Raw genomic sequence first — 19,732 nt, forward strand, 5'->3', positions numbered from 1 at the left:
GTTTCTAAGGTTCTGAGGGTCTAAGAGGCTAAGATTAGTTGAGAAAAACTCAGAACCTTAGCATCTTAGAACCTTAGCACCTTTAAATATTTCCTATTCTAATAACATCTGCAAAAATTCCAGAAGCAGTAACCGCAGCTCCGGCTCCGGCTCCTTTGATTAATAAAGGCTGATCTACGTAACGATCTGTGTAGAAAAGCACGATATTGTCTTTTCCTTCTAAATTGTAGAAAGGATGATCTTTTGGAATGAATTGTAGACCTACGCTTGCTTTTCCGTTTTCGAATTGCGCAACGTATTTCAATCTTGAATCTTTGGCTAAAGCTTCTTTATAAATACCTTCAAAATGAGCAGCATGTTTGATTAACGAAGCAAAGAAATCTTCGTTGTTTGTTGTTGCTAAACATTCTGCTGGCAGGAACGATTCGTTTGCAATGGCGTCAATATCCATTTCGTAACCGCTTTCGCGAATTAAAATCAGGATTTTACGCGCTACGTCGATTCCGCTTAAGTCGATTTTTGGATCTGGTTCTGTGAAACCTTGAACTCCCGCTTCTTTTACTACATCGTGGAAAGAATTGTTTTCATCAAAATTGTTGAAAATAAAGTTCAAACTTCCAGATAAAACGGCCTGAATTTTATGCACTTTATCGCCAGATGCAATCAGATTTTTTACCGTATCAATAATTGGCAATCCCGCACCAACATTCGTTTCAAACAAGAAAGGAGCATTGTATTGTCGAGACAAGCTTTTTAGTTTTTTATAATTGTCGTAAGCAGAAGAACATGCAATTTTATTACAAGTTACAACGGCAATACTTTCTTTCAAGAATTTTTCGTAGGCTTCAGAAACCGTTGCATTTGCTGTAATGTCTACGAAAATGCTGTTACGTAAATTCAGTTCTTTGGCTTTTTTGATGAATTCTTCAATGCTTGCTGGTTCGCCTTCGCTTAAAGCGGCATCCCAATTTTTTAAAGAAATTCCGTCTTCGTCAAATACCATTTTTCTAGAATTAGACAAAGCAATTACGCGAACGTTGATCTTTAAATTATCTTTTAAAAACTTTCTTTGGTTGTGAATTTGCTCGATGAATTTTTCGCCCACATTTCCAACTCCCATTACAAATAAGTTCAGCTGTTTTGTGTTTTCTTCGAAGAAATTTTCGTGTAAAGTATTTAATGCTTTTTTAACGTCTCTTTCGTTAATTACAGTCGAAATGTTTCTTTCAGAAGCACCTTGTGCAATGGCGCGAATGTTTACGTTGTTTTTTCCTAAAGTAGAGAACATTCTTCCGCTTAAACCTTGGTGGTTTTTCATGTTTTCACCTACCAAAGCAATAATGCAAAGGTCTTTTTCTACATAACAAGGATCGATTTTGTTTTGCGAAATTTCGATTTCAAAAGCGCTGTTAATTGCAGCTTCGGCATTATCAGCATCCGAATTTAAAATTCCGATACAAATTGAATGCTCAGAAGAAGCCTGAGTAATAAAAATTACGTTGATTTTTTCCTGAGATAATACTTCAAACAAACGTCTAGAAGAACCCGCAACTCCAATCATTCCTGGACCTTCAAGAGTTAAAAGCGAAATATGATCGATATGACTAATTCCTTTTACAACTGTATCTTTTGATGAAACCTGATTCGAAATTAAAGTTCCTTCAGCTTCTGGTTCAAAAGTATTTTTGATTAAAATTGGAATGTTTTTTCTTAAAACTGGCTGAATTGTTGGCGGATACAACACTTTTGCACCAAAATGCGACAATTCCATCGCTTCTTGATAAGAGATAGTAGCAATTGGCTGTGCTTGTTTTACAATTTTTGGATTTGCAGTAAACATTCCGTTTACGTCAGTCCAGATTTCCAATTGTTCCGCATCGATTGCTCCAGCGATAATTGCGGCAGTATAATCTGAACCTCCGCGTCCTAAAGTCGAAGTGATTCCGTCAAGAGTCTGCGCTATAAATCCAGGCATGATATTGATTTTCGCTTCATTCGAACCAAAATATTCCTGAATCAGTTTATTTGAAACTTCGAAGTTTACAACTGCTTTTCCGAAGTTATTATCTGTTTTAATTAATTCTCGACTGTCTTTATAAACTGCATCTTTACTAATTTGCTCATAGGCTTTAGCAATAATGAATGACGATAGCAATTCACCAAAACTTAAAATAGTATCGGCAGTTCTAGGAGATAATTCGCCAAGCAGGAAACAACCGTCTAGTAAAGTTTCTAAATGGTTGATGATTCTTTTTACATGGCTTAAAAGACTGCTTTGTTCGCTTACCGGAATCAGTTCTTTTAGTGTGTCAAGGTGCTTTTTCTCGATTTCAGCAACAACTTCTCTAAAGCTTTCATCGTTTGCCGCTGCTTTTGCCGCCGCCAATTGCAGTAAATCAGTTACTTTACTAAGAGCAGAAACTACTACAACGAGTTGATCCTGTTTTGCTTTTTGGTTTACAATGTCGAGAACGAGTTTTATATTTTGAGCATTGGCAACCGAAGTTCCGCCAAATTTTAATACTTTCATTTTAGTGATATTTTTTAATAAGGTGCAAAGATTTTGAGTGACAAAGGTTCAAAGATTATCGACTGTGAACTGAAACCGAAAACTGCGACTATTTTTTTTGTAAATGTTTTTTATGTATCCAATAACTCTCCTCTTTCAAGAAAAAAGTATAGGTAACCTAGGATTATATGTAAAAATGTATACCCCTAAGGGGTAGTAGTTGTTGTAGTAGTAATAATGGTAGCAGCAATTGCAACTCCTGTTTGAGCTGTAATAATTGTAGATTGATATTTTATGCTGTTACTTTTCATTTTTGATTTTTCAAAAGTACAGCTTTTTATATGAGTTAAAAACTTAAAAGGCTTTTTTACGAATATTTTAATAATTCAAATCTCTATAAATCAATATTGAGTATTTGTTAAAATTGAATATGCTAAATTGATGTTTTGATATATTTTGGATGACTTTTTTTTGGGATTTAGTCCATGCAAATGATTGGTGTTTAACTCAAAAAGACCTTAAAAATGGGAGGTAGCTGTATATTTTGATCTGAAAAGCGATTTGGAATAGTTAAACCGCTTTTAAAGAAATCTTAATTATTGTGATAAAATGTTGCTTTTTAATATTGATTTGTTGAATTTTGGCGTTTAAAATTTACAATCATCATGAGAGAGATCCATTATATAAGTTCAGAAACTATTACTTTAGAAACATTACAAGAAATTTTAAGTCAGAATAAAATTCTTGAATTATCTGAGGAAGCTAAAGTAAATGTTCAGAAATGCCGTGATTACTTAGATAAGAAAATGGCATCGCATACAGCTCCGATTTACGGAATCAATACAGGTTTCGGGTCTTTATATAGTGTGAAAATCTCTAACGAAAACTTATCTAAGCTTCAGGAAAACTTAGTAAAATCGCATGCCTGCGGAACAGGAGAGGAAGTTCCAGCGGAAATTGTGAAGATGATGCTTTTATTGAAAATCCAATCTTTGAGTTATGGACATTCTGGGATTCAGTTAATCACATTACAGCGTTTGGTTGATTTTTACAATAATGATATTTTGCCTATTATTTATACTCAAGGTTCACTTGGAGCTTCTGGAGATTTAGCTCCTTTGGCACATTTGTCTTTGCCTTTAATTGGAGAAGGAATTGTATTGTTTGAAGGAAAAAAAGTAGCTTCTGCTGAAGTTTTAAAGCATTTTAACTGGGAACCAATTGTTTTACAGTCAAAAGAAGGTTTGGCTTTATTAAACGGAACTCAATTTATGGGTGCTTATGGAGCTCATATTTTAATTAAAGCTTACAAATATTCGTATTTGGCAGATTTAATCGGAACTATTTCTCTAGAAGGTTTTGATGGAAGAATCGAGCCATTCAACGAATTGATACATTATATACGTCCGCACAAAGGACAAATCGTAACCGCGCAAAGAATTACTGAATTCTTGGACGGAAGTGAAATTATTACTCAAGAAAAGAAACACGTTCAAGATCCGTATTCTTTCCGTTGTATGCCACAGGTTCACGGAGCTTCAAAAGATGCAATTGATTATGTTAGAAAAGTATTCAAAACAGAAATTAACTCGGTAACTGATAATCCTAATATATTTATAGAAGCGGATCAGATTATTTCTGGTGGAAATTTCCATGGACAGCCTTTAGCATTAGCTTTAGACTTTATGGCAATTGCTTTGGCAGAATTAGGAAGTATTTCTGAAAGAAGAACCTATCAGTTAATTTCGGGACTGCGAAATCTTCCAGCATTTTTGGTTGATAATCCAGGATTAAATTCTGGTTTCATGATTCCACAATATACTGCAGCAAGTATTGCAAGTCAAAACAAGCAATTGGCGACACCTGCAAGTATCGATAGCATTGTTTCAAGTAATGGTCAAGAAGATCACGTGAGTATGGGAGCAAACGGAGCAACAAAAGCCTTACGTATTTTAGATAATTTAGAACGTATTTTGGCAATCGAATTATTAAATGCGTCTCAGGCAATTGCCTACAGAGAGCCTTTAAAATCAAGTGATTTTATCGAAATGTTCTTAAACAGCTATAGAGAAGTTGTGCCTTTGGTAAAAGAAGATAGAATCTTACATAATGACATAGAAAACACGGTGTTATTCCTTGAGAGTTTTCAAATTGAAAACGATTTGTTAACAATGGCTTAACACTGAAACGTGTTATTGAAGGTAATTTTGCGCTATCAAAAATAAAACAATGTCAATAAACAGTATTTTCCAATTTTTAGTGCCGAAAGACAAAAAATTCTTTCCACTTTTTGAAGAGGCTTCTAGCAATTTAATTGAATTAGCTTCTAACTTACACGAAGCTGTAAATTTACCATTAAAAGAAAGAGAAATTCTTTTTCAAAAGATTGACGAATTAGAACAAAAAGGAGAAGACATTACACGTCAGACTAACCTTGAGTTAAGCAGAAACTTTATTACTCCATTTGATAGAGAAGACATTCACACGTTAATTACTTCAATTGACAACGTTGCAGATTACCTTCATGGTGCATCTAGCCGTATGAGATTGTATCAAGTTGATAAGATTACAAAATCTATCAGAAAGATGACAGAAATCAACCTTGAAGCTTGTCAAAACATTGATAGTGCTGTAAAAGAGTTGAGAAACTTACAAAACTTTAAAGTTATTAAAGATGCTTGTGCTAGAATCAACAAACTAGAAAACAAGTCTGATAACGTATATAACAAAGCAGTTTTTGAAATTTTTGAAAACGAAACAGACGCTAAAAATATTATTAAATATAAAGAGGTGTTATCTGTTTTAGAATCAGCAACAGACAAATGTAAGAGTGTTGCGAACATACTAGAATCTATTTCTGTAAAACATTCTTAATTCAATTTTTCAATCTGAAGTTATAATTTTATGACGCTACTTATATTAATTATAGTATTAGCCTTAATTTTTGATTACATCAATGGTTTTCATGATGCGGCAAATGCTATAGCGACTGTTGTTGCAACAAAGGTTTTGACACCTTTTCAGGCGGTTGTCTGGGCAGCATTTTTTAACTTTCTGGCTTATTGGGTTTTTGGATTTGGTGTTGCAGATACTGTTGCTAAAACAGCGCACACAATGGAAATTAACCTTGTTGTTATCCTAGCTGGAGTAATTGCAGCAATCTGTTGGAATTTATTGACTTGGTGGTTAGGAATCCCTTCAAGTTCTTCACATACCTTAATTGGAGGTTTCGCAGGAGCAGCTGTTGCACACGCTATTGCAGTTCACGGTTTCTCTGGTTATGTTGGAGAAGATGGAGCAACTCACTACTGGTATGAAATTGTAAGCTGGTATAAGGCCGGTAAAGATGGTGGAATGCCCTCGGGAGTCATCATTATTATTGCATTTATCGTTTTAGCTCCATTAATAGGTGCTATAGCATCTTATTTGATTTCTATTTGGCTATTAAATGCTTCACGTAAAAGTATCGGACCAAAAATATTTACTGTAGCTTTAATGCTTGCAACGATTTGGTTTGTTTACGTTCAAATGGTTTCTTATGAAGAAATTGTAGAGCACGGAAAACCTCGTTTCGAATCTCATTTTTGGAGTGTAGTATTTGATTCTCATAATATTAAATGGTTTTTAGTTGCCTTTATTATTTTAACAGTTAGTGCATTTTGTTTAATATTCAGCAGTTTAAATCTTCATCAGGCCGATGCTGCTTTAAAGAAAATGCAATTATTATCTTCTGCGGCATTTAGTTTAGGTCACGGAGGAAATGATTCTCAAAAAGTAATGGGTATTATTGCTGCAGCTGTAGCAGTATATATCAATACTAATCCAGGAGTTCATATGGATGCTTGGTTAGATGTTGTGCTTCCGAATGATGATGCAGGTATTAAAGGTGTAATGCCAAGCTGGATTCCCTTAGCGTGTTATTCTGCAATTGCAGCAGGAACTTTGAGTGGTGGATGGAAAATTGTGAAAACAATGGGTTCTAAAATCACTAAAGTAAGCTCGTTTGAAGGTGTTGCAGCAGAAACTGCAGGAGCTTTGACACTTTACTTTACAGAACACTTAAAAATTCCAGTAAGTACAACACACACTATTACAGGATCTATTATTGGAGTTGGATTAACAAAACGTGTTTCTGCTGTTAGATGGGGAGTTACAGTAAGTTTAATTTGGGCTTGGATCTTAACTATTCCAATTTCGGCTTTATTAGCAGGTTTGGTTTATTTTATTCTAAGCGTCTTTATTTAATCTGAGAAAATGAATTTTTATAAAATGTGAAAATTAAATCACATTTTGTTAATATAGAAAACCGATTTCAAATCTGAAATCGGTTTTTTTTGTTTTAATTTGTTTTAAAGTGAAAGAATAAAAACTTTTGAAGGTTATAGATAAAACCGATTTTGCTGAGTTTTGTAAATACATTAATATTTAAAATAATGAAGAGAATAATTTTGTTGGTTTTGATGCTGATTGTAAAAATTGGTTTTGCTCAGGCAAATGACAAAGCGTTTAAATATGGTTTTGTTGATCAGACAGGAAAAGAAATAGTTCCTTGCAAATACGAAGGTATTACTGCTTTTGAAAATGGGTTTGCTGTTGTGCAGTTAAAAGGCAAAAGCGGGGTAGTTGATAAAACCGGGAAAGAGGTAATTCGCTGTATTTATGATGAAATAATTAATAAGCAAAATTGGGTAATTGTAAGCAATAAAAATGCTAAAACTCAATATTTAATCAAGTCTTCAGATGTTTTGCTCACTAAAAAATATGATGATGCAAAAGCTTTATCTCCAGAAATTACAGCTGTAAAACTAAATAATAAATGGGGTTTTATAGATGTGGTTGGAGAAGAAATAACTCCGAAATATGATGAAATAATAGACTTTGCTGATAGGTTTGCTGTCGTGAAATTAAATGGCAAATTTGGTATTGTGGATCAGATTGGGAAAGAGGCTGTTCCTCCAATTTATGATCATGTCCAAAATTTTAAAGAAGGTTTTGCAGTAGTAGAATCTAATAATAAGTTTGGAGTAATTAGTGAAGAAGGGAAAATTGTAGTTCCTATTAAGTACGATATGAATTTTTATTTTAAGGATAATGTATCTATTGTAAAACAGGAAAATAAATATGGTATTTTGGATAACGACGGAAAAGAAATCGTTCCAATAAAATACGATTTTATGGTTTTAAATGATGACTTAATTCAAGTGAAACTAGGCGATAAATACGGATTGATTGATAAAACAGGAAAAGAAATTGCTTCAATTAAATATGATGTAATTGAATCTTTTAAAGACGGAATTGCCGTGATAAAATTGGATGGAAAATATGGTTTTATTGATAAAGAAGGAAAAGAAATCGTCGTGCCTAAATATGAAAAAGCAGATGATTTTAAAGATGGTTTAGGCGCTGTTAGAATTCAAGTCGGAAAATAAAAATCAAAACTTTTGAAGGTTTTTATGATTGTGTTTTCGCTTGTAATGCGTCTGTTTAAGCTGTTTCTGATCTTTCGAAATGATGCTTATGGTTCCGTCAATTTCAAGCATAGCAAGTTTAATGTCTGTTAGATGTTCTAAACCGTGTTCGCGAGCGGCTTCTTTTAGTTCTTCATGCGAAACATCTAGTCGGCTTAAAGTTTTAAAATCTAATATGCCATCATGAATTAAGATTTCGGGTTTGTCCAATAGCAAATCGCCAAGAGTTTTGAATCTCTTTGTTAATTTCTTAATAGCAAAGTTGATCGAAAACAAAACTAATGCAGCAACCAATCCTCCTATTAAACTTGTATCCGGACCAACCATCGCATTTTGAACGGAGTTGCTTATTAATAAGATAAGGATAATATCGGCAGTGTTTAATTGCGAAAGTTCTTTTTTGCCAAAAACGCGAAGCGCAATTGTCATAAAGAAATACACAGCAACGCTTCTGATAATAATATCTAAATAAGGAAAAGTCATGTTTTTTATTTTAAAGTTAAATAAAAAAGCTTTGCCAAAGGTTTAAACTTTGACAAAGCTGCTAAATTATTTATGAAGAATTAAGTTTAAATGAACTTAATTATAGTTTGAAATTTTTCTCAATAGCTCTAATCATCTCTCCAGCTACATCTTTGTTGGTTGCGCCTTCAATTCCTTCAAGACCTGGAGAAGAGTTTACTTCAAGTAATAATGGTCCTTTAGAAGAGCGGATAATATCAACACCAGCAACTTTTAAATCCATTGCTTTTGCCGCTTTAATCGCAATCTTTTTTTCTTCGGCAGTTACTTTTATGACAGATGCAGTTCCGCCCAAATGAATGTTTGCTCTAAATTCACCTGGCATTGCTTCACGTTGGATTGCGGCAACCACTTTTCCGTCGATTACAAAACAACGAATATCTTTTCCGTTAGCTTCCTTAATGAATTCTTGAACTAAGATATTAGCATTTAAACTTTTAAAAGCGTTGATAACACTTTCTGCGGCTTTTTTGGTTTCAGCCAAAACAACCCCTTTTCCTTGTGTTCCTTCCAATAATTTTACAATTAAAGGTGATCCGCCAACCATTTTGATTAAGTTGTCTGTGTCAAGCGGAGAATTGGCAAAACCAGTAGTTGGAATATCGATTCCGCTATTTAAAAGCAATTGTAAAGAATATAATTTATCTCTGGATTGTGTGATCGCTGTTGATGAATTTAAAACAAAGACTTTCAAAGCCTCAAACTGACGCGTTAATGCACAACCGTAAAAAGTAATGCTCGGACGAATTCTAGGAATAATAGCATCAAATTCATTTAAGATTGTTCCGCCTCTGTAGTGGATTTCAGGTTTTTTGGCATCCAATTTCATGTAACATTCCTTGATGTTCAGGAAATGCATTTCGTGCCCGCGCATTTCGCCGGCTTCCATGATTCTTTTATTGCTGTATAATTCAGGATTGCTGGCTAAAAGACCAATTCGCAAACCAGTTTTTGCTTTTTCAGAATTTTGATATAATTCTTTTAAAGATTCTGCTGTAGGTTGTCCTAGAAGGTATTTTTGTTCTGGATCGACCAAAACCCTTCCGCTCATAGCTTCACGGCCTAAAAGCATTCTAAAGCCCATAGAATCACGATTAGTCAAGGTCATTTCAATTGGCCATTTTGTATCGCCAATTTTTAGACTAGTCTGAATAACATATCGGTGTTCTCTAAAACCACTTGAGCTTTTAACGATCCTTTTGTCTACCAGTGGCGCTTCGCAGTGAATAACGGTTTTAATATTATTCTGAATTGGATTAATATCAAATTTAACCCAATTGGCATCATTTTTTATAAAAGGAGCTATGTTTAAAGCGTGCATTGCCGAAGTTTTGGCGCCAGAATCTACACGAGCCTTAATTGTCGGGATTCCTAATTCTGGAAATGCGCACCATTCTTCGCTACCTAAAATGACTTTGTTTTGAAGCATATTTTGTTTTTTTATTATAGAATTTAAATTCAAAAATAGCTATTTGCTTTTACTAAAGATAGTGATTTTTAATAAAAAAAATACCCGTTAAGTTATGAAAACGTAACGGGCATGTTATGAATGTTATAAATTTAAACTAATTTATTGATTCGTCGGCTCTTCGGCTTTATGAATTTCTACTGATAGTTCTTGTGAATCATCTTTTAAATCCATCATGATTTCATCGCCAGAATGAATTTTTGAAGTGATGATTTCTTCTGCTAACAAATCTTCGACATATTTCTGAATTGCTCTTTTTAAAGGACGCGCTCCAAATTGTTTGTCAAAACCTTTTTCGGCAATAAATGCTTTTGCTTTGTCGGTTAAGCTTAATTTGTAACCTAACTCTGCAATACGAGAATAAAGTTTTTTCAATTCGATTTCGATAATCAAATCAATATCAGCTTTTTCTAATGCATTAAATACAATTACGTCATCAATTCTGTTTAAGAACTCAGGAGCAAAAGTTTTTTTCAAAGCATTTTCGATAATGCTTTTCGAATTTTCATCGGCTTGTGCTGTTCTTGCAGCAGTACCGAATCCAACACCTTGTCCGAAATCTTTCAACTGACGTGCACCAACGTTAGATGTCATGATAATGATAGTGTTTTTAAAGTCAATTTTACGACCTAAACTATCTGTCAAATATCCGTCATCTAAAACTTGAAGCATCATATTAAATACATCTGGATGCGCTTTTTCGATCTCATCTAAAAGAACAACACAATATGGTTTTCTGCGAACTTTTTCAGTCAATTGACCTCCTTCTTCGTATCCAACATATCCTGGAGGTGCTCCAACTAAACGAGATATTGCAAATTTCTCCATGTATTCGCTCATATCGATACGAACTAAAGCATCTTCGGAATCAAATAATTCTTTTGCTAAAACTTTAGCCAATTGCGTTTTACCAACCCCAGTCTGACCTAAGAAAATGAACGAACCAATTGGTTTGTTTGGATCTTTAAGTCCAGCTCTGTTACGTTGAATAGAACGTGCAATTTTAAGAACGGCTTCATTTTGACCAATTACTTTGTTCTGAATCAATTCAGGCAATTGAGCCAATTTGTTGCTTTCTGTTTGCGCAATTCTGTTCACAGGAATTCCGGTCATCATAGAAACAACATCGGCTACATTATCTTCTGTAACTTCAATTCTGTTGTTTTTAGAATCTTCTTCCCATTGTTCTTGTGCTAAAGCAAGATCTTTTTCTATACGTTTTTCGTCATCGCGAAGTTTGGCAGCCTCTTCGTATTTTTGTTTTTTGACTACCATATTTTTCATTTCGCGAACTTCTTCTAACTGACGCTCTAAATCTAAAATTTGTTTAGGCACATCAATGTTGGTAATGTGTACGCGAGATCCAGCTTCGTCAAGAGCATCAATAGCTTTGTCTGGTAAGAAACGCTCAGACATATAGCGATCTGTAAGTTTAACACAAGCTTCAATAGCTTCTGGTGTATATGTTACATTGTGGTGATCTTCGTATTTGTCTTTTACGTTGTTTAAAATAGCGATTGTTTCTTCAACAGAAGTTGGTTCAACAATTACTTTTTGAAAACGTCTTTCTAATGCGCCATCTTTCTCAATATATTGTCTATATTCGTCTAGAGTAGTAGCACCAATACATTGAATTTCGCCTCTTGCTAAAGCAGGTTTGAACATATTTGAAGCGTCAAGCGAACCTGTTGCTCCACCAGCACCTACGATAGTATGGATTTCATCAATAAAAAGAATAATATCGTCATTTTTCTCAAGCTCGTTCATCACGGCTTTCATTCTTTCCTCAAATTGTCCTCTGTATTTTGTTCCAGCAACTAAACTTGCTAAATCAAGAGTTACAACACGTTTGTTGAAAAGAATACGGGATACTTTCTTTTGAATAATACGTAAAGCAAGTCCTTCTGCAATAGCAGATTTACCAACTCCAGGTTCTCCAATAAGAAGCGGATTGTTCTTTTTTCTACGGCTTAAAATTTGCGATACACGCTCAATTTCTTTTTCTCGTCCTACAACAGGGTCTAATTTTCCTTCCTCAGCCATTTCTGTTAAATCTCTCCCAAAATTGTCTAGAACTGGGGTTTTAGATTTTTTGTTTGACTTATTGGCGGGATTATTAAAACTGCTTTCTTTTAGACTGTCATCTTGTCCTGAATCATCATTATATGATTCGTTTCTTGGCAAGTTTTCTAAGAATTCTTCTTCGTTTGGAGTCATATTTAAGTACTGTTCTTTAGCTACGTCATAATCTATTTTTAGTTTATTCAATAGCTTGGTTGTTGGATCGTTTTCGTTTCTCAAGATACATAACAGCAAATGTGCCGTGCTAATCGATGAACTTTGAAATACTTTTGCTTCAAGAAAAGTGGTCTTCAGGGCTCTTTCGGCCTGTCGGGTAAGATGAAGGTTTTTCTTTTCTGCATTTACTTCAACGCTCAGGTTGGCAGGGCTAAGTACTTCTACTTTTCTGCGTAAATGATCTAAATCGACAGCTAGGTTATTAAGTATATGAATAGCTTTTCCGTTACCATCTCTTAAAATACCTAGCATAAGATGTTCAGTACCAATAAAGTCGTGCCCTAGACGAAGAGCTTCTTCCTTACTGTACGTAATTACATCTTTTACTCTTGGTGAAAAATTATCATCCATAATATATAATTGGTATTGTAAATTTAGTGAATTACTGTTTTAAAAACAAAAACCGTACCTTCTAGAACTACTGTCAGCTAATAGACGAAAAAAAAGATAATAAAAGAGTTAAAAAACGCTTAATTTATTAACTAAAAGCCAAAATAAAGTTGTTAATAAATCGTTCAAATAAGTGTAAGGAAATAGCTGAAAAAATTTTAAAAAAACGTATCTTGGCACGCTTTGATAACTAATATAATTATTTAATATAACAACTTATGTCTGAAGGAGAAAAGTTAATTCCTATTAACATAGAGGATGAAATGAAGTCAGCTTACATCGATTATTCGATGTCAGTAATTGTATCGAGAGCACTTCCTGATGTTAGAGATGGCTTGAAACCAGTGCACCGAAGAGTTCTTTACGGAATGTATGATTTAGGTGTAACATCAAGATCTGCCCACAAAAAGTCTGCGAGAATTGTAGGGGAGGTTCTGGGTAAGTATCACCCACACGGTGATACCTCTGTTTATGATGCAATGGTGCGTATGGCGCAGGAATGGAGTATGCGTTATTTATTAGTTGATGGACAGGGTAATTTTGGATCTGTCGATGGAGACAGTCCTGCAGCAATGCGTTATACTGAGGCCAGAATGCGTAAAATCTCTGAAGAGATTATGGCCGATATCGAAAAAGAAACAGTTGATTTTCAATTAAACTTTGACGATACAATTTACGAACCTAAAGTAATGCCTACAAGAGTTCCTACTTTATTAGTAAACGGAGCAACTGGTATTGCAGTTGGTATGGCGACTAACATGCCGCCGCACAATTTAACTGAAGTAATCAACGGAACATTAGCTTATCTTGACAATAATGATATTGAAGTAGATGAGTTAATGACTCATATTAAAGCTCCTGATTTTCCGACGGGAGGTATTATTTACGGATACGAAGGTGTTCGCGAAGCTTTTAAAACGGGTAGAGGGCGTATTGTAATGCGTGCGAAAGTTGGTTTTGAAGAAGTTGATGGAAGAGAATGTATCATCGTTACTGAGATTCCATACCAGGTTAACAAAGCTGAAATGATCAAACGTACAGCTGATTTGGTTAACGAGAAAAAAATCGAAGGTATTGCTAATATTCGTGACGAGTCGGATAGAAATGGTATGCGTATCGTTTATATCTTGAAACGTGATGCTACGCCAAATGTAGTTTTAAATACCTTATATAAATATACTTCATTACAGTCTTCTTTTAGTGTAAATAACATTGCATTAGTAAAAGGCCGTCCTCAAATGCTGAATCTGAAAGATATGATTCATTATTTTATTGAGCACCGCCATGAAGTAGTAGTAAGAAGAACGCAATTTGAATTGCGTAAAGCTGAAGAAAGAGCGCATATTTTAGAAGGATTAATTATTGCTTCTGACAATATCGATGAAGTAATTGCGTTAATCAGAGGATCTAAAAATACAGATGAAGCTAGAGAAAAATTAATCGAAAGATTTAAACTATCAGATATTCAAGCTCGTGCTATTGTTGAGATGCGTTTGCGTCAGTTAACAGGTCTGGAGCAAGATAAATTAAGAGCTGAGTTTGAAGAATTAATGAAGTTAATTGAGCATTTGAAAGCTTTACTAGCAGATATTAATTTGAGAACAGATTTGATTAAAGAAGAGTTAACTGAAATTCGTGACAAATATGGTGACGAAAGACGTTCTCAAATTGAATATTCTGGAGGAGATGTAAGTATTGAAGATTTAATTGCTGACGAAAATGTAGTTATTACCATTTCTCATGCAGGTTACATCAAACGTACAAACCTTACAGAATACAAAACGCAAAATAGAGGAGGAGTTGGACAGAAGAGTGCAGGAACAAGAGATCAAGATTTCTTAGAGCACATGTTCGTGGCAACAAACCACCAATATATGATGTTCTTTACCCAAAAAGGAAAATGTTTCTGGATGCGTGTTTATGAAATTCCAGAAGGAAGTAAAACCGCAAAAGGTAGAGCAATTCAGAACTTGGTAAATATTGAAAGCGATGATAAAGTTAAAGCTTTCATTTGTACACAAGATTTAAAAGACAAAGATTATATCAATACGCATAATCTTGTAATGGTAACAAAACAAGGTCAGGTGAAGAAAACTTCTTTAGAGAAATATTCTAAACCAAGAGCAAATGGAGTTGCGGCTATTACAATTAAAGAAGGTGATGAGTTACTTGGTGCTCAGTTAACAAATGGAGAGAGCCAAATTATCTTAGCGGTTAAGTCTGGTAAATTAGTTCGTTTTGAAGAAACTAAAACGCGTCCGATGGGAAGAACAGCTTCTGGAGTTCGTGGTATTACTTTGAAAGACGAAACGGATGAAGTAATTGGAATGGTTACTGTTGATAAAAATGATATTACAGAATCTCAGATTTTAGTTGTAACCGAAAATGGATACGGAAAACGTACTAAATTGGTTGACGAAGACGGAGAAGATGTGTACAGAATTACAAACCGTGGAGGTAAAGGAGTTAAAACGCTTAACATTACAGAAAAAACAGGTAAGCTAATTTCTATTAATGCTGTTACAGATGCTGACGATTTAATGATTATCAACAAATCTGGATTAACAATTAGAATGGCAATTGAAGATTTACGTGTTATGGGACGTGCTACTCAAGGTGTTAGATTAATTAACCTTAAAGGGAAAGATTCTATCGCTGCTGTAACTACAGTAATGAAAGATGATGCCGAAGAAGTAATTGTTGATGAAGACGGTAATGTTATCGAAACTGTAATTGAAAGAGTGAAGCCAGATCTAGAGGTTCTTGAAGATGACGGAGCTGCAGAAGATGACGATGACTCTGATGATGAAGAAGTAGAAGATGAGGACGATGCTGACGCAGAGGACGAAGAATCTGAAGAATAAGTACAAACAAAAAATTAAATACAAACAAATACCATTATGAAAAGTAAATATGTAATACTTGCATCAGCATTACTGATCTCTGTAGCTACGTTTGCTCAAAAAGATCAAATTAAGAATGCTGAAAAAGCATTAAAAGGAGGAGATGCACAAGGAGCTCTTACGCAATTAAAAGATGCAGAAAGCTTAATTGCAAATGCTAAAGATACAGAGCAGGCACAATATTATTTCGTTCAAGGAAATGCTTTTCTTGACCTTGCAAATAAAAAGGTTGACGAAGGTAAAAACCTATTGGCAGCTGCAGACAGCTACAAAAAATTAATTGATGTAGAAAAAGCTTCTGGAAAACAAAAATATTCTACACAAGCAGCAGCGTCAATTACTAACATTAAAGGATTATTAATTAATTCTGCAATTGCTGATACTCAAGCTAACAAGCATGCTGATGGTGCTAAAAAATTGTACGAAGCATACGAATTAGATAAAAAAGATACAGTTAACTTGTATTATGCAGCTTCTACAGCTGTGAATTCACAAGATTTTGATCTTGCTTTACCAATGTATGAAGAGTTGAAAAAATTAAACTTTTCTGGAAAAGGAACTTTATACTTAGCTATGAATAAAGCTAATGGTAATGAAGATAACTTTGCTAATGCTAAAGAAAGAGATTTGGCTGTTAAATTAGGAACTCACGAAAAACCTAAAACTGAAGCTATTCCTTCTAAAAGAGGTGAGATCTATAAAAACTTAGCATTAATCTTGGTTCAAAAAGGACGTACAGAAGATGCTAAAAAAGCAATCGCTGATGCTAGAAAAGCAAATCCAGATGATAGTTCTTTAATCTTAACAGAAGCTAATTTATACTTAGAGTCTAAAGACTACGATATGTATAAAAAATTAGTTAACGAAGCTTTAGAGAAAGATCCTAAAAATGCTGACTTAGTATTTAATTTAGGAGTTATTAGCGCTGGAGCTAAGAATAATGCTGATGCAGAGAAATATTACTTAAAAGCAATTGAAATCAATCCTGAATATACAAATGCTTACTTAAACCTTGCTGCTTTAAAATTAGAAGCTGAAAAACCAATCATTGATGAAATGAATAAATTGGGAACTTCGGCTAAAGACATGAAACGTTACGATGTTTTAAAAGCTCAAAGAGAAACTATTTTCAAAGGAGTTATTCCTTACCTTAAAAAAGCAAACGAATTAGATCCTAAAAACGAGGATGTTTCTAAAACATTATTGGGAGTTTATAACGCTCTTGAAATGACTGCAGAAGCTAAAGCTTTGAAAGCAAAAATGTAATTACTGCTTTTTAAAAATAAAAAAAAACCATTCACCGCGGTGAATGGTTTTTTTTATGCTTTTAGCCGATTAACTCAGCTGATAAAGTGATTGTAGTATTCAATAGTTTTGAAATTGGACAGATTTCTTTTGCTTTTGCCGCAGTAGAAGCAAATTCTTCTGCAGAAATTGAAGGAACTTTTCCCTTTAAATCTAAATGAATTAAAGTGATTGATCCATCTTCAAAAGTCACGGTAGCTTCTGTGGTTAAGTCATCTGCTGTAAAGCCAGCCTCATTAAGTAAAAAGCTTAACTGCATTGTAAAACAGCCCGAATGCGCTGCTGCAACCAATTCTTCTGGATTCGTTCCTACGCCATCAGCAAATCTTGTCTTAAAAGACAGTTGTGCGTTATCTAGAGTTGTACTTTGCGTGCTTATTGTTCCTTTTCCTTCCATACCGGTTCCTTTCCAGTTGGCGTGTGCTTTTCTTGTAAATTTCATATTCTTAATTATTTAAAAATTAGTATTAAATGTTATTCGTTTGATTTTAATGAATAGTGATAACTCAAATATAATCAATATTTTGCAGAATAGTTTTATGAAATTTAATGAGATTGTTAAGTTTCAGGTTTTGGAATGACGGATTTAACCGCTAAGCGCACAAAGATTTACGCAAAGTTCGCAAAGTTTTTAAATAAAGCTTTGCGAACTTTGTGCTTTTATAAAACCTTATATATTTAAAAAATTTTGCAGATTTGCGCTAAAAAATAAGTACAAAAAAAGTGTAACAAGCAATTGTTACACTTTATTATTTTTAGAATTCGACTAGAATTACTCTTGTCCTAAGTTTCGAAGTTGTTTCAATTTATCTTTCCAAACTTCAAGGCTTTCTTTGTGAATTGCAATATTTTTACGAACCTCTGTAACAATTGAATTCTCCTTTTTAGCATTTTTTGTATTGGTAAAGAACTGAATGTTATTTTCTAATTGGAAAATTTCATTTTGAACTTCTTCAATTTTACGCATAATAAAGATTTTTTCATTGTCTAGTTTACGCGTATCGTTGCTGTCGGTTAGTGAGTCAATGCGGTTTGCAAAACGCATCATTTCAGATTCTTTTTTGCTTAAGCTTAGTTTTTCAAAAAGAGCATCTAATATTTTATTGAACTTTCCTTCAATATGTCTTCTTGAAAAAGGAACTTTTCCAAAGCCTTTCCAAGTCTCAATATGTGCTTTTATGGCATCTAAATCTGTTTTGTGTTCTCCTGTTAATTGAAAAGCTCGTAAAGTATCTAGATATGCTTTTTTATTGTCAAAAGCAGCAACTTCATCACTATTTTCTTCAGACTTATGCTCTTTTAATTTATCAAAATAATGGTTGCAGGCATCTTTAAATTCTTTCCAGATTTTGTCTGAATACTTTTTAGGAACATGGCCAATTTGCTTCCATTCTTCCTGGATTTGTTTCATTACAGGTGTAGTAGCTTGAAAATCGGTGCTTTCCTGTAATTCTTTAGCTTTAGCAACAAGAGCCAGTTTTTTATTAAGATTATCGTTTTGATCTTTTTTGATATCCTTATAGAAAGAGTTTTTGAAAGCGTTAAAATTTCTAACTGCAGTTTTAAAAGCTGCCCAAGTTTCCTCATTTACTTCAGAAGGTACTTTTCCTGCGGCAAAAAACTCATTTCTTAAATCTTCTACTTTCTGAATTTGAACAAGCCACTGTGAGTGAGAATTTACTTTTTCGCTGCCAAGCGCTTCAATTTTAGCAATAATCTCTTTTTTTACCTCAAGATTTTTCTGCTCATTTGCTCTTTGACTTTCAAATAAAAGTTCTCTTTTATCGTGTATTTTTTTAGTCAATTCGCTAAATTGATTCCAGATTACATCACGATGTTCTTTAGAAACCGGTCCAATTTCTTCCTTCCAGATTCTGTGTAAATCTTGTAATTCACGGAAAGATTTGCTCACATCGGTATCGTTAACCAATTCTTCAACGCGAGCTATGATTTTTTGCTTTAATTCTAAGTTATGTTTAAAATCTAAATCTCTAGCCTCACGATCTAAGTGAAGATAATCATAGAAGTTTTCAACGTGAAAATGGTAATTATTCCAAACGTGATTGTACTTGTCTTTCGGAATTGCTCCTGCATTTTTCCATCTTTCTCTTAATTCATTAAAATGTTTAAGAGTGTCTTTAATGTTTTCCTGCGGATTAATTAATTCTTTTAATTCTTCAACAATAGCCAAACGAGCATCTAAATTGGTTTTTAGATTAGTTTGTAAATGTTTAAAGTGAGCATTTCTTTTCTCTCTAAAAACATTATAATATTCGTCAAATTTTGATTTTAAAGGAAGATGATATTCAAATTCTTCATTAGGATCTGGATTAGAAGCTAAAAATTCTTCTTTTTTCTCCTCAATAAGGTGATTGTATTGTAATAAGAAGGCCTTTTTGATTTCTTCAATATGATCTTTTACAGACATTACTTTATCTGTATTAACCAGTTTTTTTAATTCATCAACAAGGGCGTCTAGAGAAAACGTGTTGTAATCTTGCATAGGAATGTCATGACGTTCCTTCAAAGTTTCGTCTTCGCCTTCAGCAGCATTTGAATTCGTAATAACATCCAATGCTTCTTGATTAGCATTTTCCTGTTGTTCCAATTCAGTTTCTGAGACCAAATCTTCGGTCAAAGTTTCAGAATCTGATATTTCGATTGCTTCATTTGTTACAGAATCATTTATTTCGATTCCAGATTTTCCGTCTGCTTCATGCAGGTTATCATTCTTTTCTTCTAACATCTTTAAAAATGTTTAAGGTTTTTATTTTAAACAGTGCGAAAGATAGTAAAGGTGTTTCTAACTACAAAATAAATCCTTTGTTTATACGCTAATTTGCGATAAAATTCTTATTGTTTAATTCAA

General features: G+C 33.8%; 12 protein-coding genes. 6 read left to right on the plus strand and 6 right to left on the minus strand.

Annotated elements, in window-relative coordinates; all coding sequences use genetic code 11:
- Positions 1 to 82 precede the first annotated feature (82 nt).
- Complete coding sequence (thrA, locus tag AC1Q5Z_RS02870; protein ID WP_492443775.1) at positions 83 to 2,530, minus strand: bifunctional aspartate kinase/homoserine dehydrogenase I; 2,448 nt, start codon at positions 2,528 to 2,530, stop codon at positions 83 to 85.
- 644 nt (positions 2,531 to 3,174) lie between these two features.
- Here thrA and hutH point away from each other — a divergent pair.
- The 4 genes from hutH (at position 3,175) to AC1Q5Z_RS02890 (ending at position 7,938) form a co-directional block, all read left to right on the plus strand.
- On the plus strand, positions 3,175 to 4,689 hold the full coding sequence (gene hutH / locus AC1Q5Z_RS02875) for a histidine ammonia-lyase (protein ID WP_492443776.1): 1,515 nt from the start codon (positions 3,175 to 3,177) through the stop codon (positions 4,687 to 4,689).
- Between the two features lie 49 nt (positions 4,690 to 4,738).
- Complete coding sequence (locus AC1Q5Z_RS02880) at positions 4,739 to 5,383, plus strand: DUF47 domain-containing protein (RefSeq protein WP_008462731.1); 645 nt, start codon at positions 4,739 to 4,741, stop codon at positions 5,381 to 5,383.
- Between the two features lie 30 nt (positions 5,384 to 5,413).
- Positions 5,414 to 6,754 (plus strand): inorganic phosphate transporter, encoded by a 1,341-nt coding sequence (locus tag AC1Q5Z_RS02885; protein ID WP_343589121.1) that lies wholly within the window; start codon positions 5,414 to 5,416, stop codon positions 6,752 to 6,754.
- A gap of 188 nt (positions 6,755 to 6,942) precedes the next feature.
- Positions 6,943 to 7,938, plus strand: coding sequence for a WG repeat-containing protein (locus AC1Q5Z_RS02890; RefSeq protein WP_492443777.1), 996 nt, complete (start codon positions 6,943 to 6,945; stop codon positions 7,936 to 7,938).
- A 3-nt stretch (positions 7,939 to 7,941) separates the two neighbouring features.
- Here the strand turns inward: AC1Q5Z_RS02890 and AC1Q5Z_RS02895 are convergent, their stop codons facing one another.
- The 3 genes from AC1Q5Z_RS02895 to AC1Q5Z_RS02905 all read right to left on the minus strand — a co-directional run bounded on the left by AC1Q5Z_RS02895 (position 7,942) and on the right by AC1Q5Z_RS02905 (position 12,616).
- Positions 7,942 to 8,460 carry a DUF421 domain-containing protein gene (locus AC1Q5Z_RS02895; RefSeq protein WP_198857197.1) on the minus strand — a complete coding sequence of 173 codons (519 nt, stop codon included), beginning with the start codon at positions 8,458 to 8,460 and terminating at the stop codon, positions 7,942 to 7,944.
- 100 nt (positions 8,461 to 8,560) lie between these two features.
- Complete coding sequence (gene rimK, locus AC1Q5Z_RS02900; RefSeq protein ID WP_198857198.1) at positions 8,561 to 9,928, minus strand: 30S ribosomal protein S6--L-glutamate ligase; 1,368 nt, start codon at positions 9,926 to 9,928, stop codon at positions 8,561 to 8,563.
- Positions 9,929 to 10,069: 141 nt separating this feature from the next.
- Positions 10,070 to 12,616 (minus strand): ATP-dependent Clp protease ATP-binding subunit, encoded by a 2,547-nt coding sequence (locus tag AC1Q5Z_RS02905; RefSeq protein ID WP_198857199.1) that lies wholly within the window; start codon positions 12,614 to 12,616, stop codon positions 10,070 to 10,072.
- Between the two features lie 257 nt (positions 12,617 to 12,873).
- Here AC1Q5Z_RS02905 and gyrA point away from each other — a divergent pair, with 257 nt between their 5' ends.
- Together gyrA and AC1Q5Z_RS02915 are read left to right on the plus strand one after the other, a co-directional pair.
- Positions 12,874 to 15,519: a DNA gyrase subunit A gene (gyrA, locus tag AC1Q5Z_RS02910; RefSeq protein WP_492443778.1), complete on the plus strand. Its 2,646-nt coding sequence runs from the start codon at positions 12,874 to 12,876 to the stop codon at positions 15,517 to 15,519.
- Between the two features lie 36 nt (positions 15,520 to 15,555).
- Positions 15,556 to 16,824, plus strand: a complete 1,269-nt coding sequence (locus AC1Q5Z_RS02915; RefSeq protein ID WP_198857201.1) for a tetratricopeptide repeat protein — start codon at positions 15,556 to 15,558, stop codon at positions 16,822 to 16,824.
- Positions 16,825 to 16,885: 61 nt separating this feature from the next.
- Here AC1Q5Z_RS02915 and AC1Q5Z_RS02920 read toward each other — a convergent pair whose 3' ends face one another.
- Both AC1Q5Z_RS02920 and AC1Q5Z_RS02925 read right to left on the minus strand, forming a co-directional pair.
- Complete coding sequence (locus tag AC1Q5Z_RS02920) at positions 16,886 to 17,305, minus strand: OsmC family protein (protein ID WP_278022138.1); 420 nt, start codon at positions 17,303 to 17,305, stop codon at positions 16,886 to 16,888.
- A 330-nt stretch (positions 17,306 to 17,635) separates the two neighbouring features.
- Positions 17,636 to 19,609 (minus strand): DUF349 domain-containing protein, encoded by a 1,974-nt coding sequence (locus tag AC1Q5Z_RS02925; RefSeq protein WP_343589410.1) that lies wholly within the window; start codon positions 19,607 to 19,609, stop codon positions 17,636 to 17,638.
- Positions 19,610 to 19,732 lie beyond the last annotated feature (123 nt).

Source organism: Flavobacterium sp. GW823-FHT06G12 (assembly GCF_058794775.1).

What these genes read in the sequence shown, in the direction of transcription:
- thrA (WP_492443775.1), bottom strand. Translation starts at nt 2,530, where the DNA reads ATGAAAGTATTAAAATTTGGCGGAACTTCGGTTGCCAATGCTCAAAAT.
- hutH (WP_492443776.1), top strand. Translation starts at nt 3,175, where the DNA reads ATGAGAGAGATCCATTATATAAGTTCAGAAACTATTACTTTAGAAACA.
- AC1Q5Z_RS02880 (WP_008462731.1), top strand. Translation starts at nt 4,739, where the DNA reads ATGTCAATAAACAGTATTTTCCAATTTTTAGTGCCGAAAGACAAAAAA.
- AC1Q5Z_RS02885 (WP_343589121.1), top strand. Translation starts at nt 5,414, where the DNA reads ATGACGCTACTTATATTAATTATAGTATTAGCCTTAATTTTTGATTAC.
- AC1Q5Z_RS02890 (WP_492443777.1), top strand. Translation starts at nt 6,943, where the DNA reads ATGAAGAGAATAATTTTGTTGGTTTTGATGCTGATTGTAAAAATTGGT.
- AC1Q5Z_RS02895 (WP_198857197.1), bottom strand. Translation starts at nt 8,460, where the DNA reads ATGACTTTTCCTTATTTAGATATTATTATCAGAAGCGTTGCTGTGTAT.
- rimK (WP_198857198.1), bottom strand. Translation starts at nt 9,928, where the DNA reads ATGCTTCAAAACAAAGTCATTTTAGGTAGCGAAGAATGGTGCGCATTT.
- AC1Q5Z_RS02905 (WP_198857199.1), bottom strand. Translation starts at nt 12,616, where the DNA reads ATGGATGATAATTTTTCACCAAGAGTAAAAGATGTAATTACGTACAGT.
- gyrA (WP_492443778.1), top strand. Translation starts at nt 12,874, where the DNA reads ATGTCTGAAGGAGAAAAGTTAATTCCTATTAACATAGAGGATGAAATG.
- AC1Q5Z_RS02915 (WP_198857201.1), top strand. Translation starts at nt 15,556, where the DNA reads ATGAAAAGTAAATATGTAATACTTGCATCAGCATTACTGATCTCTGTA.
- AC1Q5Z_RS02920 (WP_278022138.1), bottom strand. Translation starts at nt 17,305, where the DNA reads ATGAAATTTACAAGAAAAGCACACGCCAACTGGAAAGGAACCGGTATG.
- AC1Q5Z_RS02925 (WP_343589410.1), bottom strand. Translation starts at nt 19,609, where the DNA reads ATGTTAGAAGAAAAGAATGATAACCTGCATGAAGCAGACGGAAAATCT.